This window comes from Micromonospora sp. CMU55-4, assembly GCF_011602315.1.
Classification (GTDB): domain Bacteria; phylum Actinomycetota; class Actinomycetes; order Mycobacteriales; family Micromonosporaceae; genus Micromonospora; species Micromonospora chalcea.
On sequence record NZ_JAAOLH010000020.1, the window covers coordinates 49,075 to 69,862 of the forward strand.

Consider the following 20,788-nt stretch of genomic DNA (forward strand, 5'->3'; position numbering starts at 1 on the left):
ACCTACGGAAGTGTAGGTTTCCCCGCGTGGTCCGCCCATCATGGTCGTCGCGCGTCCCCGCCCTGTCCGCTGCCGTCCTGCTGGCGACCGCTCTGACCGGATGCGCCTTCGGCCGGGCCGAAGGCGCCACCGCGCCCGGAACAGCGGGAACAGCCAGCCCCACCCCGGCCGGCAAGCGCGTCTCCCTGGTGCAGAAGCTCGGCGACGAGGGCCCGATCCGCCACCTCGACGTGGACCCGTCCGGCCGCTGGCAGTGCCGCGACTGCGCCGGTGACGGCGTGGACGCCACCGGCACGCTGAGCCCCGAGCAGAGCCGGCGGCTCCAGCGGATGCTCGCCGACCCGGCGCTGGCGAAGGAGACCGACGAGGCCCGCGGCTACAAGCAGGGCTGCATCGGCGTGCTGACCTCGACGTTGCTCGTCCCGCCCGGCCTGACCGTCACCATCCAGGACTGCCCGGGCGAGCCGAAGCCGAAGGTGGCCTACGACGTGCTGCTGCTCGTCACCCAGGCCACGCCCGCCGAGGACAAGGGTTAGAACACCTTGCCGGGGTTGAACAACCCGGCCGGGTCCAGCGCCCCCTTGATCGCCTGGTGCACCCGTACGCCCACCGGGCCGATCTCGCGGGCCAGCCAGTCCCGCTTGAGCAGCCCCACGCCGTGCTCCCCGGTGCAGGTGCCGCCCAGCTCAAGCCCGAGCGCCATGATCTCGTCGAAGGCCCGCCGCCCCCGGGCCAGGCTGTCCGGGTCGGCCCGGTCGACCACGATGTTCGGGTGCATGTTGCCGTCGCCCGCGTGACCGACCACCCCGATCGGCACCCGGCACGCCTCGGCGATCCGGGCCACCCCGTCCAGCAGTTCCGCCAGCCGGGCGCGCGGCACCGCCACGTCGTCGATGACCAGACCCCCGTTGCCGCCGGGGTAGGTCTGCGCCGCGAACCGCTCCATCGCCGGGTGGGCCAGCCGCCGGGCCTGCAGCAGCGCCGCCGCCTCGGTCGCGTCGCCGGCCGCGTACACCTCGTCGGCGCCCGCCGCCGTGCACACCTCGGCCAGCCGGGCCAGGTCGTCGGCGGCCCGGGCGCCGGTGTCCACCGCTGCCAGCAGCAGCGCCTCGGCATCAGTGCGCAGACCCATCGGCCGGTACGCCTCGATCGCCCGCAGATGGGTCCGGTCCAGCAGTTCCAGCAGACTCGGGGTGAGCCCCCGCCCGGCGATCCCGGCGACCGCGCCACCGGCCGTAGCCACCGTGGGGAAGACCGCGACCAGTGTCAGTGACTGCTCCGGGGCCGGACGCAACGCCACTGTCACCTCGGTGATCACGCCGAGCGTGCCCTCCGAACCGACGAAGAGCCGGGTCAGGTCGTACCCGGCGACCCCCTTCGCGGTACGCCGCCCGGTGCGCAGCACCTCGCCGGAGGCGAGCACCACCTCCAGGCCCAGCACGTACTCGCCGGTCACGCCGTACTTCACGCAGCACATGCCACCGGCGTTGGTGGCCACGTTGCCGCCGACCGTGGACGACTCCCACGAGCCGGGATCCGGCGGATACCAGAGGCCGTGCTCCCGCACCGCGCGGGCGAGCGCCGCGTTGACCACGCCGGGCTGCACCACGGCGATCCGGCCGACCGGGTCGATCTCCCGGACCCGGTTCATCGCCACGGTGCTCACCACCACCGCGCCGTCCACCGCGTTCGCCGCGCCGGCCAGCCCGGTCCGCGCGCCCTGCGGCACCACCGGTACGCCGTGCCGCCCCGCCGCCCGGACCACCGCCACCACGCCCTCGGTGTCACGGGGCCGGACCACCACCAGCGGGACGCCCGAGTCGCACAGGTCTGCCTCGTCGCGGGCGTGCCCGGCCAGCAGGTCCGGGTCGGTCAGCACGGCGGCGTCGCCGAGCGCGCCCCGCAGGTCGTCGAGGAGGGGATGGGCGGCCATGCCGGGAAGGCTACCGGCGTACCGTCTGTTGCCGTGCTCTACCTGGACCCGCCCGCCGTGCCCTGGCGCGGCCGGCTCTGGTCGCACCTGATCAGCGACGTCTCGTACGCCGAGCTGCACGCGTTCGCGGAGATGCTCGGCGCGCCCCGGCGCGGCTTCGACCGGGACCACTACGACGTGCCCGCCGAACGGTTCCGGGCGGCGGTGTGGCTGGGCGCGACTGTCGTGCCCTCGCGGGAGATCGTCCGGCTGCTGCGGGACACCGGCCTGCGCCGTCCGAAGCACCGCTTCTCAGGCCAGCGCGGCCAGCTCCCGGGACAGATTGGCCCGGGCCCGGGACTCCCAGCGGGCGTGCGGCTCGGGTAGCCGGTACAGCGCCGGCAGCGCGAGCAGGTGCCGCAGCGCCGCCGACCGGCCGGCGCGGAAGTCCGGCTCGGGCACGTGCGCGTACTCGGCGCGGATCGCGGCGGCGTACCTGTCGTAGCGCTCCGCCGGGGCCGCCAGCACCGCCAGGTCCGCGTCGCAGAGCAGCGCGCCGTCCGGGTCGTCCGGCCCGACCGCGTGACCGGCGGTGAGCAGCACCAGGCGGCGTACCCCGGTCACCGTCGCGGCCGGGACCCCGGCGGCGGCCAGCAGCTCGCCGCCGAGGTCGGCGCTGGCCCGCTCGTTGGCGTCACCCGCCGCGCGCGGGTCGTAGACCGCGTCGTGGCACCACGCCGCGAGCCGGACCAGGTCGGGGTCGCGGGCCAGCCCGGCGTACGCGTCGACCACGTCGAGCACCGCCCGCAGGTGCGCCTCGTCGTGGTAGCGCCGGTGCGGCTCCCGCCAGCCCGCCAGCAGCCGGGCGCCGGCCCGCTCGACAGCCGCCGGATCGGTCGCGCCCGCCGCCCGCGCCGTCTCCCGCCACCGTGCCGTCAGGTCGTCCATCGGATGCAGTCTGCCCCCTCCGGCCCGGGTAGAGGGATTCAGCCGGGGCGGTACGGGTAGTACCGGCCATGGCCCGGGACGGACGACTGCAGTTCTTGCGTCGCGGAAAGCTGCGTGAGGGGCGGGCCGACCGCGACGGGCAGCGGATCGCCTCCGCGATGGAGGAGCTGCGGCACCGGGGCAAGGCGACCCTGCACGACCGGCTGCACCGGGTCCGGACCGCGTTCGGCCTGGCGGTGCAGGCCGGGCTCGCCGCCGGTCTGGCGTACCTGATCTCGCACCGGCTGCTGAAGAACCCCCAGCCGGTCTTCGCCCCGATCTCCGCCGTCGGCACGCTCGCCGCCTCGGTGGGGCAGCGGTTCCGGCGTACGGTCGAGCTGATCGCCGGCGTGGCCGTCGGCGTGCTGGTCGGCGACGCGCTCATCTACTTCGTCGGCACCGGCGCCTGGCAGCTCGCGCTCGTGGTGACCTCGGCGATCCTGCTGAGCATCTTCGCCGGGGCGAGCGTGGCGATCGTGATCCAGGCCGCGGCCACCGCGGTGCTGATCGTGACGCTCAGCCCGTCCACCGAGAACCTGGAATTCCCCCGCTTCATCGACGCGTTACTCGGTGGCGGCATCGCGCTGCTCGTCACCGCCATCCTGCTGCCGCTCAACCCGCTACGGGTGATCAACCGGGCCGCCCGGCCCGCGCTGGACCTCCTCGCCGACCAGCTCGACGCCTGCGCCGAGGCGCTGCGAAACCAGGACCGGGAGGCGGCCCAGCGCGCGCTGTTCCGGCTGCGGGAGAACAAGGAGGAACTGGCCGCCCTCTCCGAGGCGATCGAGGGTGCCAAGGAGACCAGCACGCTGTCCCCGGCCCGCTGGCACCGGCGCGGCGAGCTGACCCACTACGCGGAGGCGGCCGACCCGATCGACCGGGCCATGCGCAACACAGGCACGCTGATCCGCCGCGCGGTCACCATGATCGAGGACGACGAACCGGCCCCCGAGCCGATGCCGGACGCGATCGGTCATCTGGCCGAGTCGGTGCGCCTGCTCCGGCACGAGTTCGCCGCCGGGCAGGAGCCGCAGGAGGCCCGCGAACGGTCGCTGCGCGCGGTGAGCGAGGCCGGCCGGGCGTACGCCGAGGGGGTCGGCTTCTCCGGCAGCGTGGTGATCGCGCAGGTGCGTACCACGGCGAGCGACCTGATGGTGGCCTCCGGGATCGAGCAGGAGGAGGCGAACCGCCTGGTCCGGCAGGCGTTCGGCGAGAAGGAGCACCGCACCGGCCCACCCACCGACCGCAACCCCGCCGCCCACCCTCCCACGGCCCCCCCAGTCGGCTGACCCGCCCGGCCCCCGCCGCCCGTCCCGCCGCCTGCCCGCCCTGCCCCGCCTGGCCCGCCCCGCCTCCTGCCCGCCGCGTTGATCAAGGAGTTTGTGTCCCTCCCGGAGGTCAACTCGGACCCAAACTCCTTGATCACCTCCATAGGGCCGGCTGATCATGAAGTTGGCTGGCGGGAAAGCGCTTTCTGTTACCGCTAACTTCATGATCGCCCCGATGGGGGCCCCGGGGGGCGAGATCTTGGTACGGGGACGCCCCCACCGGGGCGTCCCCGTACCAAGATCTCTGGCTGTCGTGGGTGCGGACGGGCCGGTTGCTCTTGGGCGGGAGGGGGAGGGGGAGGGGGAGGGGTTGGGTTAGGGGAGGTGGGACAGGGCGGTCAGGAGGGCGTCGACCTGGGGCTCGGTGGTGCCCAGGCCCAGGCTGGCGCGCAGGGCGGTCGGGGGCAGGTCGGTGCGGCCGGTACGGGCGGCGGCCTCGGCCAGCAGGCGACGGGTCAGCGGGTGGGCGCAGAACAGGCCGTCCCGTACCCCGATCCGGTGCCGGCTCGCCAGATGCGCGGCCACGTCGGCCGAGTCCCGCCCGGCGACCACGAAGCTGACGATCCCCACCCGGGGCGCGTCCGGGCCGAACATGCGCAGCTCGACCACGTCGGGCAGCGTGGCGAGGCCGCGGCGCAGCCGGGTCAGCAGCGCCTGTTCCCGTACGTGCAGCGCCTGCCGGTCGGCCTCGCCGAGCGCGGCGCAGACCGCCGCCAGCGCCACCGCGCCGAGCAGGTTCGGGGTGCCGGCCTCGTGCCGGGCCGGGCCGGTGGTCCACCGCACCTCGTGCGTGGCCGCGCCGACGTGGCTGGTGGCGCCGCCACCGGCCAGGTACGGCGGGGCCGCGTCCAGCCAGTCCGCCCGCCCGGCGAGCACGCCCGCGCCGAACGGGGCGTACAGCTTGTGGCCGGACAGCGCCACGTAGTCCACGTCCAGCGCGGCCAGGTCGACCGGGGCGTGCGGGGCGAGCTGCGCGGCGTCGACCAGGATGCGGGCGCCGTGCCGGTGCGCGACCCGGGCCAGTTCGGCGATCGGCCACACCTCGCCGGTGACGTTGCCGGCGCCGGTGACCGCGACCAGCACCGGCAGGCCGGGCCGGGCGTCGCGGGCCAGCTCGCCGAGCGCCGCCGCGAGGGACCGGACCGCGCCGGCCGGGCTGTCCGGCACCGGCAGGCGTACCGAGCCGCGCGGCCAGGGCAGCAAGTTGGCGTGGTGCTCGCCGCCGAACGTGATCACCGTGGTGCCCGCGGGCAGCGCACGGGCCAGCAGGTTCAGTGCGTCTGTGGTGTTCCGCGTGAAGATCACGTGGTCGTCGGGGCGGGCGCCGAGGAAGTCGCCGACGGTCTGCCGGGCCTGCTCGTAGGCGAGCGTGCAGCGCCGGGACAGCGCGCCCGCGCCGCGATGCACGCTCGCGTACCAGGGAAGGAGCCCGGCCACCGCGTCGGCCGCGGCCCGCGCGCACGGCGCGCTGGCGGCGTGGTCCAGGTTGATCTCCCCCGGTACGCCGAGCACGCCGAGCGGGTCGGGCCGGACCGGCGCGGGCAGCACTGGCGACGGGGGTACGAGAGTGAGGGTCATGCCGGAGCCTCCCGGGTCACAGGTGGACCCCGGGTGGTGCCGGGACGGGGTCCGCGCTTGCCCAGCACGCGGAGCGGCGCTGGGCCCGGTCATCACCCGGGGCACCCCACCGCGAACCTCGACGAGGGTTGCCGGCCAGCAAGCCGGGGCTTGACGCTGGCGCTCGTGACCTGTTCGGGAGCATAGCCGTAGCGTTCGGCCCGGACCAGTGGGTCGCGGGTGACTACTCTGACCGCATGGCCGACACCCCGCCCGGCGGAGCCCTGCCGCCGCCACCCGCGCCCGCCGCCCCGTCGCCGGGAGGGCCGACGCCCCGGATGCCGCTGCGCCGGCTCGGCTGGCGGCGCTTCCTCGCGCTGGCCGGTGTGGTGCTGCTGATCGCGGCCGGCGCGTTGTTCATGGTCTTCACGCTGGGCGAGAGCCTCGGCGCCGAGGCGCTGCTGGTGGGCCTGGTCGCGGCGATCCTGCCGGTGCCGGTGCTGGTCTCCTGCTTCCTGTGGCTCGACCGCTACGAGCCGGAGCCGTTGAAGTATCTGATCTTCTGCTTCGCGTGGGGCGCCTTCGTCTCCACCGCGATCTCGCTGCTGGTCAACGAGACCGGCGCGCGGCTGTTCGACGACCTGGGGCTGCCCGCCGCGCTGACCGCGGTGCTCGTCGCCCCGTTCATCGAGGAGCTGACCAAGGCGGCGGGCCCGCTCCTGGTGCTGATCTTCCGGCGCCGGGAGTTCTCCGGGATCACCGACGGCCTGGTCTACTGCGGGCTCTCCGCGGTCGGCTTCGCCATGGTCGAGAACATCCTCTACCTGGGCGGGTACGGCTACCGCACCGGCGTGGAGCAGTACGGCCCGGCCACCGGCGCGCAGCAGGTGATCGCGATCTTCATCGTCCGGATCCTGCTGTTCGGCTTCGCCCACCCGCTGTTCACCTCGATGACCGGCGTCGGGCTGGGCGTCGCGGCGCGTACCGCCGACCGGCGGGTACGGGTGCTCGCCCCGCTGGCCGGCCTGCTGCTGGCGATGATCCTGCACGGCACCTGGAACCTGCTGCCCTCGCTGGCCCAGGCCACCGGGCAGACGGTGATCGTGCTCTACGGGTACATCGGCGTGATGGTGCCGATCTTCTTCGCCATGGTGGGGCTGGCGATCTGGCTGCGCGCCTGGGAGGGCCGGCTCACCGAGCGCACGCTGCCGGACTACGTGCGGGCGGGCTGGCTCACCCCGCCCGAGGTGGCCGCGCTGGGCAGCCTGGGTCGCCGGCACGCGGCGCGTACGTGGGCCCGGCGGGTCGCCGGTGACGGCGGGGTGAAGGCGATGCGCGGCTACCAGTTCGCCGCGACCCGGCTCGCGCTGCTGCGCGACGGCATGCGCCGGGGACTGGACCGCAAACCCGCCGAGCGGGAACGGACAGCGCGGGAGGAACGGGAACTGCTGGAGGCGATCTCCGCGTACCGGTCGTTCTTCGTCGGCCGGGACCCGCAGGCGCCGGTCGGGGTCTGGGACGGTCAGCGCTACCACCTGCGGTTCCCGGACGGTTCGCAGCGCCCGGTGGAGGCGCCCGACGACCCGGTGGTGCCGATCCCGGTGGTGCTCGCCGCGCCGCCCGCGTACCCGCCGCCCGGCTACGGCCCGGGCGGCTGGCACGGCCCGGGCGCGCCCTGGCATCCCGGGCGCTGACGGGTCAGCTCATCAGGCCGGTCAGAAAGTCGCCGAGCCCCTGGGCGATCGCCATGAGCGCGGCCCCGATCCCCCTGAACACCTGCGCGGCCCCGTCCGGACGGAACGCCATGAAGTAGATCAGGAACGCGAGGAATCCCCAGGCGAGGATCTTCTTGATCACTACCGGCATGGTGTCCCTCCCCAGGGCGCTCAGGTGCCTGGGCTTCCCGCCGGGAAGCGCCGCAAACGGCGCCGATGCCGGGTCAGAGGGTGGAGAGCCGGATCAGAGGTAGAGACCGGTGGAGCCGGCGGCGGTGCTCTCCACCCGCTCGGCCGCCACGGCGTGCACGTCCCGCTCGCGCAGGAGCACGTACGCCCGCCCGTGCAACTCGACCTCGGAGCGGTCGTCCGGGTCGAAGAGCACCCGGTCGCCGGCCACGATCGAGCGGACGTTCGGCCCGACGCCGACGGCTGTCGCCCAGGCCAGCCGCTTGCCCACGGCGGCGGTCGCGGGGATCACGATGCCGGCGGTGGAGCGGCGTTCGCCCTCGGCGCCCTCGGTGCGCACCAGCACGCGGTCGTGCAGCAGGCGGATCGGCAGCCCGGCGTCGAGACTCTGGTCGGCGGTCACGCGAAGACGCTACCGCGTGCCCGGCTGTCGATTCCGCCGTGGTTCGCAGGAGCGCCGGGCGGGCAATGTGTGGCCGAGCCGCCCTAGGGTGGGGCGAGCAGACGTATCCTGTGCCCCCTGCGACGTGGTGGGGCCGACTTTGCCGGAGGTGCGCTTGAGCCGCTTCGAGCGGATGCGCGGACGGCTCCGCCGCGCGTACGAGTCGGGCCGGGAGGCCGCCCGGACCCGCCGGGCCGACCCGGAAGCGGCGCCGGGGGAGGCAGGAGTGGCCTCGCCCGCGTCACCGGGACCGTCGGCGTCGCCGGAGGCGACTGTGGTGGGCGTCGAGCCGCCGGCCGCGATGCACTCGTCGACTGTGAGCCGGGACGACACCGAGGTGCCGCACGCGCTGCGGATCACCGCCGCGTGGTGCTGGCGGCTGATCGTGATCGGCATCGTGACCTGGGCGCTCATCAAGATCATCGGCACGATCAGCATCGTGATCATCCCGCTGACCGTCGCGCTGCTGCTCTCCGCGCTGCTCGCCCCGGCGGTCGGCTGGCTGCTCCGGGCCCGCCTGCCCCGCTCCCTGGCCACCGGTGTGGTGCTCGTCGGCGGCCTGGCCGCCGTGGTCGGCACGCTGACGCTGGTGGTCAACGAGTTCATCAAGGGCGTACCGGAGCTGAGCGAGAAGTCCTCGCAGGGCATCCGGCAGATCCAGGACTGGTTCAAGACCGGCCCGCTGCACCTGTCCGACAGCCAGCTCGACCGCTACATCAACGAGGCGCAGAACTGGATCAACGGCAACACCGAGCGGTTCACCAGCGGGGCGCTCAGCACCGCCGCCACGCTGGCCGAGGTGCTCACCGGCACCGTGCTCGTGCTGTTCGCCACGTTCTTCTTCCTGCGTGACGGCAACTCCATCTGGCGGTTCCTGGTCCGGCTGCTGCCGGTCGCGGCCCGCTGGAAGGTCGACGACGCCGGTCGCGCGTCCTGGGCGACGCTCGGCGCGTACGTGCGGGCCACCGTGCTGGTCGCCTTCATCGACGCCGTCGGCATCGGCATCTTCCTGGTGCTGTTCGACATCCCGTTCGCGTTCCCGCTGGCCGCGCTGGTCTTCCTGGGCGCGTTCATCCCGATCGTCGGCGCGTTCCTGTCCGGCGTGGTCGCAGTGCTGGTCGCGCTCGTCGACAGCGGCCCGGTGACCGCGCTGATCATCCTCGGCGTGGTGGTCGGGGTGCAGCAGGTCGAGGGCCACGTGCTCCAGCCGCTGATCATGGGCCGGGCGGTGGCCATCCACCCGCTCGCCGTGATCATCGGCATCGCCGCGGGCGTGGTGCTGGCCGGCATCGCCGGCGCGCTGGTCGCGGTGCCGCTGATCGCCGTGCTCAACACCGCGGTCCGGCGGCTCGCCGCGCGTACCGTGCCGGACACCCCACCGGACGCGGTGGTGGTCGCCTCCCAGGCGCCCTGACCCGCACGACCCCCTGACGCCCGTGTCGCCCCGCCCGGGGAGGCGCGGGCGTCAGCTCTTGGCGAGCCGTTCCAGCGCGCCCCGGGCCACCTCGGGCCGGGTCGTGTACCAGAACGGCGGCAGCGAACGGCGCAGGAACGGGCCGTACCCGCGCGCCGTCTCCAGCCGCGAGTCGAGCACCGCCACCACGCCCCGGTCGCCGGTGGCCCGGATCAGCCGGCCGACGCCCTGGGCCAGCCGGACCGCCGCGATCGGCACGCTCACCGCCGCGAAACCCGAGCCGCCACCGGCGTCCACCGCCGCCGCGCGCGCCGCGGCGAGCGGCTCGTCCGGCCGGGGGAACGGCAACCTGTCGATCACCACGAGCTGGCAGGCGTCGCCCGGCACGTCCACCCCCTGCCAGAGCGACATCACCCCGAACAGGCAGCTCTCCCGCACCTCGCGGAACCGGCGCACCAGCAGCGGCAGCGCCTCCTCGCCCTGCAGCAGCACCGGCAGGTCGGTCCGCGCGCGGACCAGCTCCGCCGCCTGCTGCGCGGCCCGTCGCGACGAGAAGAGCCCGAGGGTACGACCACCGAGCGCCTCGACCAGCGCCAGCAGCTCCTCACCGGCCGGCCCGGGCAGCCCGGAGACGCTGGGGCGGGGCAGATGCGCGGCCACGTACAGGATGCCCTGCCGGGCGTAGTCGAACGGTGAGCCGACGTCCAGCGAACTCCAGCCCGGCCCCTCGGTGGCCGGTACGGTGCCGATCGACGCCCGGCTGCCCTCGGCGGCGGCCACCGGCGGCGTGACCGGGGTGCGGCCCGCGGCGGCAGCGGTGGCGATCGCGGCGGCGGCCGGGGACGGCGGGGCGGGCGGCGGCGCGTCCAGCCCCAGCGCCCGGGCCACCGTGTCGAAGCGGCCGCCCAGCGCCAGCGTCGCCGAGGTGGCGACGACCGTGCGCTCGTCGTACAGGTGGGTGGCGAGCGTGCCCGCGACCGACAGCGGCGCGACCACCAGCGCCCGGCGGCTGCCGTTGTCCGGCTTCTCGACCCAGGCGACGTCGTGGTCGGCCTCCTCCAGCAGCCGCTGGGCGGTGGTGGACAGCTCGTCCAGCACCGCCTTGGCCTGCTGCTTGCGTACCGGGTCGGGGTCGTCGGACTTCACGTCGCCGATCGCCTCCAGCGCGGCCCGGGTCGCCGAGTCCAGCAGCGTGCACGCCTCGCGCAGCGCGGACGGCAGACCGGCGGTGAGCCGCCCGGCCGGCGCCTCGGCCAGCCCCACGGCGAGCGCGTCACCGGCCTCGGTGAGCCGCTCGGCCAGGTCCGGGCGCAGCAGCGGCCGGGCCCGGCGGGTGGACCTGTCGATCAGCTCCGGCACCAGCTCGGCCTGGGCCGCCGAGGAGACCCGGTCGGCCAGCTCGTGCGCCTCGTCCACCACCAGCAGCTTGTGCGGCGGCACGATGTGCCGACCGGCGAGCATGTCGACGGCGAGCAGGCTGTGGTTCGTCACCACGATGTCCGCCTCGCGGGCGCGCGCCCGGGACGCCTCGGCGAAGCACTCCTGGCCGAACGGGCAGCGGCTCGCGCCCACGCACTCGCGCGCCGGCATGGAGACGGTGCGCCACACCTGGTCGTCCACGCCCGGATCTAGCTCGTCCCGGTCGCCGGTGGCGGTCTCCTCGGCCCAGTCACGCAGCCGCTGCACCTGCTTGCCCAGGCGGCCCGCCTCGCCGAGCCACTTGGTGCCGCCGTTGCCGGGGCGCGGCGCGTCGAAGAGCGCGTCGTCCGGCTCGTCCTCGACCGAGCTGTCCAACCTCGCCAGGCACAGATAGTGGTGGCGACCCTTCAGCACGGCGAACGTGGGGCGCCGGCCCAGCACCGGCTCGACCGCGTCGGCCAGCCGGGGCAGGTCGTGCTCGACCAGCTGGGACTGCAACGCCAGCGTGGCGGTGGAGACCACCACCGGCCCGTCCACCGTCAGCGCCGGCGCGAGGTAGGCCAGGGACTTGCCGGTGCCGGTGCCGGCCTGCACCAACAGGTGCTCGCCGGAGGCGATGCTGCGCTCGATCGCCTCGGCCATCTGCTGTTGACCGGGCCGGGCCGCGCCGCCGGGAACCGCGCCCACCGCGGCGGTCAGCAGCTCCCCGGCGCCGGCGCGACCACTGCGGCGCTTCTTCGGGACGGCCGGGCCGGTGGCGGTGCGGGACGGGGTCACCGTGCGACCGTACCCGCCGGCACCGACGGGGGTCCGGTCGCTCCGGCGGCGTGGCGGGACGGCGGGTCGCGTCCGGTTACCTCCCGATCGCGTGGCGTGGCCGGAATCGGTTAGGGTGCCAGGCATGCCGAGCGACGTGGTCCGCGTGATCTACCGCAAGTACGACGGCAGCGCCCACCGCGACTACCCGGCCCGCCGCCTCGCCGAGGACGATCTCGGCGTCTGGCTCGGCGTGCCCGCCGGCACCGAATCCGTCTACCACGGCCGCCCGTCCGTCGAGCAGATCCCGTTCGTCCTGCTGGTGCCCCACCACGGCTGGTGGACCGGCATGTTCAACCCGCCGCCGCGCACCAGCGAGGTCTACTGCGACATCGCCACCCCGGCCAGCTGGGAGGGCGCGGAGACGGTCCACCTGATCGACCTCGACCTGGACGTGGTGCGCCGCCGCGAGACCGCAGTGGTCGAGCTGCGCGACGAGGACGAGTTCGCCGAGCACCGGGCCCGCTGGGGCTACCCGGACGACGTGGTCACCGAGGCCGAGGCGGCCGCCCGCTGGCTGCTCGGCGCGCTCGGCGACGGCACCGAGCCGTTCGCCACGTCGTACCGGAAGTGGCTGGCGCTGGTGGTCTGAGCCGGCTCACCAGCGCGGCGGCCAGGCGGCGTCCGGCCCCAGCGGCGGCAGCTCGCCGACCTTGTCCGGGTTGAGCTGGTTGAACACCCCGGTGACCCGCCCCTCGTGGACGGCGAACGAGGTGACGATCCGCATGGTCCGCCCGTCCCGGTAGGGGACCTCCGACTGCCAGCCCAGCGTGCCGTCCACCACCACCGGCCGGACCCGCATCGCGCCCCACTTGCGGGCCTGGTTGAACAGGCCGAGGAGCAGGCGACCGGCCGCCTCCGCGCCGACCACCGGCTGGCGGGCCGCCGGGAAGTGGCCGCCGGAGTCGCCGATCGCCACCACGCCGGGTGCGAGCACCCGGACCAACTGCTCCAGCTCGCCGGACTCCACGGCGGCGACGAACGCGGTGAGTACCCGTCGCTGCTCGGCGAGGTCGGCGCTGTGCTGCGGCGCGTCCGGCCGGTGCACCGCCCGCCGGGCCCGCGACGCGAGTTGACGCGCCGCCTCCGGCGTGACCGCCAGTACGTCCGCCACGTCGGAGAACGGCACCGCGAACACGTCGTGCAGCACGAACGCCACCCGCTGCTCCGGCGTCAGCCGTTCCAGCACCACCAGCAGCGCGGTGCCGATCTGGTCGGCGCGTACCGCCCGCTCGGCCGGGTCGGGCGCGAACCCGTCCGCCGCCGGCACGGTGGTCACCACCGGCTCGGGGAGCCACTGACCCGGGTACGCCTCCCGGCGCACCCGGGCGGAGCGGAGCACGTCCAGGCAGATCCGCGAGCAGGTGGTGATGAGCCAACCGCGCAGATCGCGTACGCGGGCGCGCTGCTCGGGGTCGCTCAACGCGCCGGAGAAGCGCAGCCAGGTCTCCTGGACGGCGTCCTCGGCCTCGCTGCGGCTGCCGAGCATCCGCCGCGCGACCGCCAGCAGATGCCCCCGCTCCGCTTCGAACTCCCCCGTAAGTTCATCCACCCACCCATTCTCCCGCCCCACCACCCGCCCCGGCACCCCGCCGCCCACCCTCGCCGATCTTGCGCTTGCCGCCCCGGCAAAAGCCGCTTTCCGGATGCACCAGGGGCCGCAACTGCAAGATCAGCGGGGTGGGGCGGGCGGGAAAGGGCTTCGGGGGTGAGGATCGGGGGATGAGTGAGGTGGTGGGGCCCGAGGGCGGGCCGATGCGGGAACTGCTGCGGGTGGGGCCGGGGGCGGTGGACCTGGCGGCGATCGACCCCCGGTCGACGCCCGGGCTGCCGGCGGTGGCCGGGCGCGGGCCCGCGCGCAAGGAGTGGGCACGGGCCCAGGTCGAGCTGGTCGGCGCGGAACTGGGGCGGCAGCAGGAGATGCTGTACGCCTCGGCGCAGGGCGCCTCCGGACCGGGCAGCGCCACGAGCGCGCCGGTCCAGGCGGGCGCGGGGCTCGGTGAGGGCCGGCCGCGCCGGCTGCTGCTGGTGCTCCAGGCGATGGACTGCGGCGGCAAGGACGGCACGGTGAAGCGGGTGGCGGGCGCGATGAACCCGCTCGGGCTGCACATCCGCTCGTTCGGGCCGCCCACCGAGGAGGAGCTGCGGCACGACTTCCTGTGGCGGGTACGCCGGGCGCTGCCGCCACCCGGGTACGTGGGCGTGTTCAATCGCTCGCACTACGAGGACGTGCTGATCGCCCGGGTCGAAGGGCTTGTCGACGAGGCGACCTGGCAATCCCGGTACGCGATCATCAACGACTTCGAGCGGGAACTGGCCGAGCAGGCGGTGACCGTGATCAAAGTCATGCTGCACATCTCGTACGCGGAGCAGGGCGAGCGGCTGATGCAGCGGCTGACCGACCCGACGAAGTTCTGGAAGTACAACCCCAGTGACCTGGACACCCGGGCACGATGGGACGACTACCAGGCGGCGTACGCCGAGGCGATCGAGCGGTGCGGCGCCGACGACGCGCCCTGGTTCGTGGTCCCGGCGGACCGCAAGTGGTACCGGGACTGGGCGGTAGCCCACCTGCTGCGCGAGACGTTCGACGAGTTGCATCTGGGGTATCCGCCTGCCGATTTCGACGTTGAACGGGAGCGTGACCGGTTACGGAGCCAACTCGGCGGGTGATCAGGTGAACGGAAGGTGAACGAGCGGTGAATCGGGCTTGACCAGGGGTGGGCCGATCGAAAGCCGCCTGGACGCGATCCCTAGCATGCGCAATGCAGACGCCCGGGCGGCGACGGCCACCCTTCCACCGACACGACGAGGTCCGTGCTGTGAAGTTTTCCTTCCGTCCCACCGAGGGCGCCTTCTACGAGCTCTTCACCAGGGCCGCGCAGAACCTGGTCAAGGGGACCGACCTGCTCAACGAGCTGGGTCTGCCCGGCGCCGACGTGCAGTCGATCAGCGAGCGGCTGACCGACATCGAGCACGACAGCGACCAGATCACGCACGAGCTCTACAAGAAGATCAACTCCACGTTCATCACGCCGTTCGACCGGGAAGACATCTACCGGCTGGGCTCGCTGCTCGACGACGTGATGGACCACCTGGAGGCGGTCGGCAACCTGCTCTACCTGTACGGCCTGACCAAGCTCCCGTCCCTTCCGCGTGAGCTGCACGAGCTGGTCAACGTGCTCGACCTGCAGGCCAAGCTCACCGCCGAGGCGATGCCCCGGCTGAAGTCGATGAAGGATCTTGAGGACTACTGGATCGAGTGCAACCGGCTCGAGAACGACGGCGACCAGGCGTACCGGATGCTGCTGGTACGCCTCTTCTCCGGTGAGTACGACGCGCTCACGGTGCTGAAGATGAAGGAGGTGGCCGACGAGCTGGAGGCCGCCTGCGACGCCTTCGAGCACGTCGCCAACACCGTCGAGACCATCGCGGTCAAGGAGTCCTGATCCAGTGAGTCCCGAACTCATCGCCGTGCTGGCGGTGATCGCGGTCGCCATGGCGTTCGACTACACGAACGGCTTCCACGACGCGGCGAACGCGATCGCCACCAGCATCTCGACCCGGGCGCTGACCCCCCGGATCGCCCTGGCGCTGGCCGCCGTCGGCAACTTCGTCGGCGCGCATTTCGGCGCCGGCGTCGCCAAGACGGTCGGCGACGGCCTGGTCACGTTGCCGACCGGGGTGGAGAGCCTCGGCGTGGTCTTCGCCGGCGTGCTGGGCGCGATCATCTGGAACCTGATCACCTGGTACTTCGGCCTGCCGTCCTCTTCCTCGCACGCCCTCTTCGGCGGCCTGGTCGGCGCGACCCTGTTCGCCGCCGACGGCATCGTCCAGTGGGGCACCATCATCGAGAAGGTCCTCATCCCGATGGTGCTCTCGCCGGTGGTCGGCCTGGTGCTCGGCTTCCTGGTGATGCTGGCGATCATGTGGCTGTTCCGGAAGGGGCAGCCGGGCAAGCTCAGCCGCGGCTTCCGCTGGGCGCAGACCGCGTCCGCCGCCGCCATGTCGGTCGGCCACGGCATGCAGGACGCCGCCAAGACCATGGGCATCATCGTGCTGGCGCTCTACACCGGTGGCTTCCAGGAGAGCAAGACCCACATCCCGGGCTGGGTCTTCTGGACCTCCGCGGCGATGCTGGCCGCCGGCACGTACGCGGGTGGTTGGCGGATTATCCGGACGCTCGGCCGGAAGATCATCGACCTCGGCCCGGCGGAGGGCTTCGCGGCCGAGACCGTGGCCAGCGCGGTGCTCTACTTCAACGCGCTGGTGCTCAAGGCGCCGATCTCCACCACGCACACGATCACCTCGGCGATCATGGGTGTGGGCGCGACGAAACGGCTCTCCGCGGTGCGCTGGAACGTGGCCGGCAACATCGTGATCGCCTGGATCATCACGTTCCCGGCCGCCGCCGCGATCGCCTGCCTCGCGTACCTGCTGGTCCGCCCCCTGTTCTGAGCTCCCGCGCAACGACGTCGAGGGGTTCCCCGCCGTGGCGGGGAACCCCTCACGCGTAGGAGACGCCGATCCGGGCCTTGATGTCGTCGATCAGGCCCATCACCTCGAGCGTGGCGGCGTGCGGCACCAGCGGGCTCTCGGTCAGCCCGGCCGCCAGGCAGCGCTGCACCTCGATCGCCTCGTACTGGTAGCCGCCGCCGGTCAGGTCCGCCGGGATCGTCTCCGGCTCGGCGCCGGCCCGGTGCAGCACGGCGTGCGCGGGCCGGAAGAACAGCTCGGGCAGGTCGATCCGGCCGGTCGTGCCGGTGATCGACGCGGTGATCGCTGTCGCGCCGACCATGCCGCAGCTGAGCGTCGCCACCGCGCCGGAGTCCCAGCCGAGCACCATGCCGGTGTTCTCGTCCACCGCCTCCGGGGTCAGCTTCGCCCACGCCTGCACGTGCTGCGGCACGCCGAGCACCAGGTGGGCCAGGCTCAGCGGATAGACGCCGAGGTCGAGCAGCGCGCCGCCGCCGAGTGTGCGGGCCCGCATCCGGTGCTCCGGCGGGAACGGGCCGGCCACGCCGAAGTCCGCCCGTACGTGCGTCACCTCGCCGATCGCGCCGTCCCGGATCAGCTCCAGCACGCGCAGGATCAGCGGGTTGGTCCGCATCCACATGGCCTCCATGAGGAACAGGCCCCGGGCACGGGCCGTCTCCACCAGCTCGGTGGTGGTCGGCAGGTCCAGCGTGCACGGCTTCTCCACCAGCACGGCCTTGCCGCCGGCCAGGCACGCCAGCGCCGCCTCGTGGTGCGCCGCGTGCGGGGTGGCCACATAGATCGCGTCCACGTCCGGGTCCGCGGCCAGTTCCGCCCACGAGGCGTACGCCCGCGGCACGTCGTGCCGGCGCGCGAACAGTTCGGCGCTCTCCCGGGTACGCGAACCGACCGCGACCAGTTCGGCGTCCGGCACCAGCCGCAGGTCCTCGGCGAAGCGGGCGGCGATGTTTCCGGTGGCCAGGATTCCCCAACGCGTCATGCCCGGCACGCTATCCCTTCCCGCTGCGGGACCGGCAGGGTGATCCACCGGTCGGGACGGCTCAGCGGGAGGTGTCGGCGACGGCCAGGGCGGCCAGTTCGATCGTCGCCCGCCGCGTCGCCAGCGTCGGCCGGTCGGGTTCCAGGTGCGCGTACGCGGCCCATGCCCCGGTCGAGCCGTCGAGCTGTTCCCGCAGGATGTCGGCGTGCCCGGCGTGCCGGTTGGTCTCGGCCAGCACGTGGACCACGACGTTGAACAGCTTGACGTGGGGGCGGGGCCACCACGGCACGTGGCCGGGCGCGTCGATGGGGAGGGCCTCGATGGTCGCGTCCGCGTGCTCCCACGCCCGTCGGTAGCGGCCGATCACCTCCTCGCGGGTCTCGTGCTCGGTCGCCCACATGTCGGCGCCGTCCGGGTCCGGATCGTCCCACCGGGGCAGCGGTTCCGGGAACGGCCTGCCGAACACCTCGCCGAAGTACCGGGCCTCTGTGAACGCCAGGTGCTTGACCAGGCCGAGCAGGTTGGTGCCGGACGCGGTCAGGGGGCGGCGCACGTCGTACTCGGACAGCCCGTCGAGCTTCCACAACAGCACCTCGCGGATCTGACGCAGGTCGTTGTGCAGGTAGTCCTTGGCGAAATCGTCGATCACGGGTCACGACCCTGCCAGGCGCGGCCGGCGCACGCTGCCCCGTGCCTGCCGGTGGCTGCGCCGCGGTCCAGCGGCGCACGGCTGAGCGCACGTGCCGATGCTCCGGCTGCGCCCGCTTCCGGGCGGCTGAAGTCGCTCCATGGTGACCACGTAGCGTAAAGATTGCTGAGAGTGATGGCTTTCGTTCGCCTGATCACCGAGTCGGGCACCCAAAAGCGACCAGGCGGACATAAGACAGCTCTCTTTCGGGCTGACCCAGTCGCCTCTCGCCGACTTTGCTCTGCAGCCGCATGCACACTGCTCACGGAAGGTCGCCGATGCGGATCTGGCTGCAGAGCAAAGTCGGCGGAGGAGTGACCCCTGGTCGGGCGAAAATACTACCCAGTGTGATCGGGTCGCCCGCTGGGGAGCGCGGGTCCCGCGTGCCCCGGCGAGCGCGACCGGACTGCCCACCGTGTCATGCCCGGCACGCCGCCCGTAGGAACGTCAGGCGTCTCCCGTGCCATCGCGCCCGGCCCTGGATGCCCCGGGCTGCGGCGTGGCCACCAACCGCTGGCTCGCCCGGGCCGGACGGCCGTTCATCGTCTCCACTGCGACTTCGCGGCTGGCGACGAGGTGGAAATCGCCAAAGAGATGGTCCAGCCAGTCGGTGGTGTGGTGTCGGCACACCGCCCCGTCGTCGGTCTCGAATATCCCGTAGGTGCCGTACTTGGCTGCGAACCGTTCGTACCGGGAACGGTTACGGTGATCCTCCTGCAGGCACAGGTCACTGACATAGATGAGCCCGCCAGGCCGTAGCACCCGACGCAACTCCGTCACCAGTTCCCGCTGTCCGGCGTCGTCGGGTATGCACGTCAACACCGCGAACAGCAGCACCAGGTCGACGCTGTCCGCCTGGTGGTCGAGCTGCGGAGGATTGGTGAGAACCGTGAATTGCGCGGCGGCCTGCTCGTTCTTCGCGCGGGTGACGAGACGGGGCGCGACATCCACCCCCTCGACATTCTCGAAGCCCTGCTGCACGAGCAGCCCCGCCAGCCGACCGTAACCGCACCCGTAGTCGAGAACGCGTGCCCGCCGATCGATGCCGTTCAGCCACGGAAGTGCGACCGGGTGGCCGAAAGTCTTCGCGGCACCCTTGGAGTTCCAATACCCCACCTGATTGTTGAGATCCGTCATCCGAGGAGTATCGGCGCAATCGGCGCAATCGGCGGAGGGCGGCGGCATCGGGCGGCGGGGCGGCGTCGCCCGTTACGGCACTAGGCTCGGCCGCATGACGATCGACGGCTTCGCCGCACCCCCCGCCCTGGTGGAGCACGCCCGCCGGTTCCGGGCCGAGGGCGCCGTACCGGCCGTGCCCCGGGTCGCCGCCACAGTGCTGCTTCTCCGCCCGGTCGGCGACGGGTTCGAGGTCTACATGATCCGCCGGGTGGCGGCGATGACCTTCGGCGGCATGTACGCCTTCCCCGGCGGCGGCGTGGACCGCTCCGACTCGGAGGCGCACCTCGGCTGGGCCGGCCCGGACCCGGCGGCGTGGGGTGTGCGGCTCGGACTCGACCCGGCGGCCGCGCAGGCGGTGGTGTGCGCCGCCGCCCGCGAGGTCTTCGAGGAGGCGGGCGTGCTGCTCGCCGGGCCGGACCCCGACACGGTGGTCGGCGACGTGAGCGGCGACGACTGGGAGGCGGCCCGGCAGGACCTGGAGGGACGGCGGGTCGGCTTCGCGGACCTGCTGGCCGGGCGCGGCCTCACGCTCCGGTCCGACCTGCTGCTGCCGTGGAGCCGGTGGATCACCCCGGAGTTCGAGCCGCGCCGCTTCGACACGTACTTCTTCGTCGCCCTGCTGCCCGAGGGGCAGCGGACCCGGGACGTGTCCGGCGAGGCCGACCACACGCTGTGGCTGCGTCCGGCGGACGCGCTGGCCCGCGCGGAGGCCGGCGAGCTGACCATGCTGCCGCCGACCATGGTGACGCTCGCCGAGGTCGCCGCCGCGGGCGACCTCGGCGGCGTGGCGCGGGATGCGGCGGAGCGCGACCCGGGTACGCCGATCCTGCCGTACATCGAGGGGCTGGACGGCGCCGAGCCCAGCTTCCGCCTCAGCCGAAGCGGCCGGTGATGTAGTCCTCGGTCTTCTTCTGGCTCGGGTTGCTGAAGATCTTCTGCGTGTTGTCGTACTCGATCAGGCGGCCCGGGTCGCCGGTCTTCTCGATCGAGAAGAATGCGGTCCGGTCCGACACCCGCGCGGCCTGCTGCATGTTGTGCGTGACGATGATGATGGTGAACTTGTCCTTGAGCTGGAACATCAGGTCCTCGATGGCCAGCGTGGAGATCGGGTCCAGCGCCGAGCAGGGCTCGTCCATCAGCACCACCTGCGGCTCGACCGCGATGGTGCGGGCGATGCAGAGCCGCTGCTGCTGACCGCCGGACAGGCCCGCGCCGGGCTTGGCGAGGCGGTCCTTCACCTCGTCCCACAGGTTCGCCGAGCGGAGCGCCCGCTCGGCGGCCTCCTCCAGGATCGACTTGCGCCGTACGCCGTTGAGCCGCAGGCCCGCCACCACGTTCTCGAAGATGCTCATGGTGGGGAACGGGTTCGGCCGTTGGAAGACCATCCCGATCATCCGGCGGACCGCCGTGACGTCCACGTCGCGGTCGTAGATGTCCTGGTCGTCGATGGTGAGGCTGCCCTCGACCCGGGCGCCGGGCAGCACCTCGTGCATCCGGTTGATCGACCGCAGGAAGGTGGACTTGCCGCAGCCGGACGGGCCGATTAGGGCGGTCACCGTCTTCGGCTCGACGGTCAGGTTGATGTTCTCGATCGCCTTGAACCCGCCGTAGTAGGCGGTCACGTTCGTGGCTTCGATGCGCTTGGCCATGGTGGCGGTACCTCCGG

21 protein-coding genes and 1 riboswitch are annotated in these 20,788 nt (G+C 73.2%); of the genes, 10 read left to right on the top strand and 11 right to left on the bottom strand.

Annotation, left to right across the window (positions count from 1 at the left end; all coding sequences use genetic code 11):
• Nucleotides 1-26: 26 nt before the first annotated feature.
• Complete coding sequence (locus HA073_RS27025) at nucleotides 27-536, top strand: hypothetical protein (protein WP_043327989.1); 510 nt, start codon at nucleotides 27-29, stop codon at nucleotides 534-536.
• On the opposite strand, the gene HA073_RS27030 is transcribed toward HA073_RS27025, so the two are convergent.
• A complete protein-coding gene (locus tag HA073_RS27030; protein ID WP_064446725.1) occupies nucleotides 533-1,933 on the bottom strand; it encodes an FAD-binding oxidoreductase in 1,401 nt (466 codons plus the stop codon). The genes HA073_RS27025 and HA073_RS27030 overlap by 4 nt on opposite strands.
• Before the next feature lie 33 nt (nucleotides 1,934-1,966).
• Here HA073_RS27030 and HA073_RS27035 point away from each other — a divergent pair, with 33 nt between their 5' ends.
• The gene (locus HA073_RS27035; RefSeq protein WP_166457583.1) at nucleotides 1,967-2,299 is read left to right on the top strand and encodes a DUF4031 domain-containing protein; all 333 of its coding nucleotides are present in this window, start codon (nucleotides 1,967-1,969) and stop codon (nucleotides 2,297-2,299) included.
• Here the strand turns inward: HA073_RS27035 and HA073_RS27040 are convergent.
• Nucleotides 2,225-2,860, bottom strand: coding sequence for a hypothetical protein (locus HA073_RS27040; RefSeq protein ID WP_064446724.1), 636 nt, complete (start codon nucleotides 2,858-2,860; stop codon nucleotides 2,225-2,227). The genes HA073_RS27035 and HA073_RS27040 overlap by 75 nt on opposite strands.
• Nucleotides 2,861-2,928: 68 nt before the next feature.
• Here HA073_RS27040 and HA073_RS27045 point away from each other — a divergent pair, with 68 nt between their 5' ends.
• The gene (locus tag HA073_RS27045; RefSeq protein ID WP_043327993.1) at nucleotides 2,929-4,188 is read left to right on the top strand and encodes an aromatic acid exporter family protein; all 1,260 of its coding nucleotides are present in this window, start codon (nucleotides 2,929-2,931) and stop codon (nucleotides 4,186-4,188) included.
• 354 nt (nucleotides 4,189-4,542) lie between these two features.
• On the opposite strand, the gene HA073_RS27050 is transcribed toward HA073_RS27045, so the two are convergent.
• Complete coding sequence (locus tag HA073_RS27050; RefSeq protein WP_166457584.1) at nucleotides 4,543-5,805, bottom strand: aminotransferase class V-fold PLP-dependent enzyme; 1,263 nt, start codon at nucleotides 5,803-5,805, stop codon at nucleotides 4,543-4,545.
• Between the two features lie 48 nt (nucleotides 5,806-5,853).
• Nucleotides 5,854-5,976, bottom strand: a riboswitch (SAM riboswitch).
• Nucleotides 5,977-6,041: 65 nt separating this feature from the next.
• Between HA073_RS27050 and HA073_RS27055 the strand changes: the two genes are divergently transcribed.
• Nucleotides 6,042-7,478: a PrsW family intramembrane metalloprotease gene (locus HA073_RS27055; protein WP_083296944.1), complete on the top strand. Its 1,437-nt coding sequence runs from the start codon at nucleotides 6,042-6,044 to the stop codon at nucleotides 7,476-7,478.
• A 4-nt stretch (nucleotides 7,479-7,482) separates the two neighbouring features.
• Here the strand turns inward: HA073_RS27055 and HA073_RS27060 are convergent, their stop codons facing one another.
• Nucleotides 7,483-7,650, bottom strand: a complete 168-nt coding sequence (locus HA073_RS27060; RefSeq protein WP_166457585.1) for a hypothetical protein — start codon at nucleotides 7,648-7,650, stop codon at nucleotides 7,483-7,485.
• Nucleotides 7,651-7,743: 93 nt separating this feature from the next.
• On the bottom strand, nucleotides 7,744-8,091 hold the full coding sequence (locus tag HA073_RS27065) for a co-chaperone GroES (RefSeq protein ID WP_043327996.1): 348 nt from the start codon (nucleotides 8,089-8,091) through the stop codon (nucleotides 7,744-7,746).
• 154 nt (nucleotides 8,092-8,245) lie between these two features.
• Between HA073_RS27065 and HA073_RS27070 the strand changes: the two genes are divergently transcribed.
• Nucleotides 8,246-9,544: an AI-2E family transporter gene (locus tag HA073_RS27070; RefSeq protein ID WP_231915501.1), complete on the top strand. Its 1,299-nt coding sequence runs from the start codon at nucleotides 8,246-8,248 to the stop codon at nucleotides 9,542-9,544.
• A 51-nt stretch (nucleotides 9,545-9,595) separates the two neighbouring features.
• Here the strand turns inward: HA073_RS27070 and HA073_RS27075 are convergent, their stop codons facing one another.
• Complete coding sequence (locus tag HA073_RS27075) at nucleotides 9,596-11,740, bottom strand: ATP-dependent DNA helicase (RefSeq protein ID WP_064446720.1); 2,145 nt, start codon at nucleotides 11,738-11,740, stop codon at nucleotides 9,596-9,598.
• A 124-nt stretch (nucleotides 11,741-11,864) separates the two neighbouring features.
• On the opposite strand from HA073_RS27075, the gene HA073_RS27080 reads away from it, so the two are divergent.
• Nucleotides 11,865-12,371: a DUF402 domain-containing protein gene (locus HA073_RS27080; RefSeq protein ID WP_069087812.1), complete on the top strand. Its 507-nt coding sequence runs from the start codon at nucleotides 11,865-11,867 to the stop codon at nucleotides 12,369-12,371.
• Between the two features lie 6 nt (nucleotides 12,372-12,377).
• Here HA073_RS27080 and sigJ read toward each other — a convergent pair whose 3' ends face one another.
• Nucleotides 12,378-13,331: an RNA polymerase sigma factor SigJ gene (sigJ, locus tag HA073_RS27085; protein WP_166457586.1), complete on the bottom strand. Its 954-nt coding sequence runs from the start codon at nucleotides 13,329-13,331 to the stop codon at nucleotides 12,378-12,380.
• A 170-nt stretch (nucleotides 13,332-13,501) separates the two neighbouring features.
• Here sigJ and HA073_RS27090 point away from each other — a divergent pair, with 170 nt between their 5' ends.
• From HA073_RS27090 to HA073_RS27100, 3 genes are all read left to right on the top strand, one after another.
• Nucleotides 13,502-14,452 (top strand): PPK2 family polyphosphate kinase, encoded by a 951-nt coding sequence (locus tag HA073_RS27090; RefSeq protein WP_166457587.1) that lies wholly within the window; start codon nucleotides 13,502-13,504, stop codon nucleotides 14,450-14,452.
• 149 nt (nucleotides 14,453-14,601) lie between these two features.
• Nucleotides 14,602-15,228: a DUF47 domain-containing protein gene (locus HA073_RS27095; RefSeq protein ID WP_030504473.1), complete on the top strand. Its 627-nt coding sequence runs from the start codon at nucleotides 14,602-14,604 to the stop codon at nucleotides 15,226-15,228.
• A 4-nt stretch (nucleotides 15,229-15,232) separates the two neighbouring features.
• Nucleotides 15,233-16,237, top strand: coding sequence for an inorganic phosphate transporter (locus tag HA073_RS27100; RefSeq protein WP_030504472.1), 1,005 nt, complete (start codon nucleotides 15,233-15,235; stop codon nucleotides 16,235-16,237).
• 49 nt (nucleotides 16,238-16,286) lie between these two features.
• Here the strand turns inward: HA073_RS27100 and HA073_RS27105 are convergent, their stop codons facing one another.
• The 3 genes from HA073_RS27105 to HA073_RS27115 all read right to left on the bottom strand — a co-directional run bounded on the left by HA073_RS27105 (nucleotide 16,287) and on the right by HA073_RS27115 (nucleotide 19,080).
• Complete coding sequence (locus tag HA073_RS27105; RefSeq protein WP_043330895.1) at nucleotides 16,287-17,255, bottom strand: Gfo/Idh/MocA family protein; 969 nt, start codon at nucleotides 17,253-17,255, stop codon at nucleotides 16,287-16,289.
• A gap of 61 nt (nucleotides 17,256-17,316) precedes the next feature.
• Nucleotides 17,317-17,904: a DinB family protein gene (locus HA073_RS27110; RefSeq protein ID WP_166457588.1), complete on the bottom strand. Its 588-nt coding sequence runs from the start codon at nucleotides 17,902-17,904 to the stop codon at nucleotides 17,317-17,319.
• Between the two features lie 486 nt (nucleotides 17,905-18,390).
• A complete protein-coding gene (locus tag HA073_RS27115) occupies nucleotides 18,391-19,080 on the bottom strand; it encodes a bifunctional 2-polyprenyl-6-hydroxyphenol methylase/3-demethylubiquinol 3-O-methyltransferase UbiG (protein ID WP_166457589.1) in 690 nt (229 codons plus the stop codon).
• 94 nt (nucleotides 19,081-19,174) lie between these two features.
• Between HA073_RS27115 and HA073_RS27120 the strand changes: the two genes are divergently transcribed.
• Entirely contained in the window at nucleotides 19,175-20,014 is an 840-nt protein-coding gene (locus HA073_RS27120; RefSeq protein WP_166457590.1) for an NUDIX domain-containing protein, read from the top strand.
• Here HA073_RS27120 and pstB read toward each other — a convergent pair.
• On the bottom strand, nucleotides 19,995-20,771 hold the full coding sequence (pstB, locus tag HA073_RS27125) for a phosphate ABC transporter ATP-binding protein PstB (protein WP_013288829.1): 777 nt from the start codon (nucleotides 20,769-20,771) through the stop codon (nucleotides 19,995-19,997). The genes HA073_RS27120 and pstB overlap by 20 nt on opposite strands.
• Nucleotides 20,772-20,788 lie beyond the last annotated feature (17 nt).

Coding starts and splice junctions, on each gene's coding strand:
- HA073_RS27030 (WP_064446725.1), bottom strand. CDS start 1,933: ATGGCCGCCCATCCCCTCCTCGACGACCTGCGGGGCGCGCTCGGCGAC.
- HA073_RS27040 (WP_064446724.1), bottom strand. CDS start 2,860: ATGGACGACCTGACGGCACGGTGGCGGGAGACGGCGCGGGCGGCGGGC.
- HA073_RS27045 (WP_043327993.1), top strand. CDS start 2,929: ATGGCCCGGGACGGACGACTGCAGTTCTTGCGTCGCGGAAAGCTGCGT.
- HA073_RS27050 (WP_166457584.1), bottom strand. CDS start 5,805: ATGACCCTCACTCTCGTACCCCCGTCGCCAGTGCTGCCCGCGCCGGTC.
- HA073_RS27055 (WP_083296944.1), top strand. CDS start 6,042: ATGGCCGACACCCCGCCCGGCGGAGCCCTGCCGCCGCCACCCGCGCCC.
- HA073_RS27060 (WP_166457585.1), bottom strand. CDS start 7,650: ATGCCGGTAGTGATCAAGAAGATCCTCGCCTGGGGATTCCTCGCGTTC.
- HA073_RS27080 (WP_069087812.1), top strand. CDS start 11,865: ATGCCGAGCGACGTGGTCCGCGTGATCTACCGCAAGTACGACGGCAGC.
- HA073_RS27090 (WP_166457587.1), top strand. CDS start 13,502: ATGAGTGAGGTGGTGGGGCCCGAGGGCGGGCCGATGCGGGAACTGCTG.
- HA073_RS27105 (WP_043330895.1), bottom strand. CDS start 17,255: ATGACGCGTTGGGGAATCCTGGCCACCGGAAACATCGCCGCCCGCTTC.
- HA073_RS27115 (WP_166457589.1), bottom strand. CDS start 19,080: ATGACGGATCTCAACAATCAGGTGGGGTATTGGAACTCCAAGGGTGCC.
- HA073_RS27120 (WP_166457590.1), top strand. CDS start 19,175: ATGACGATCGACGGCTTCGCCGCACCCCCCGCCCTGGTGGAGCACGCC.
- pstB (WP_013288829.1), bottom strand. CDS start 20,771: ATGGCCAAGCGCATCGAAGCCACGAACGTGACCGCCTACTACGGCGGG.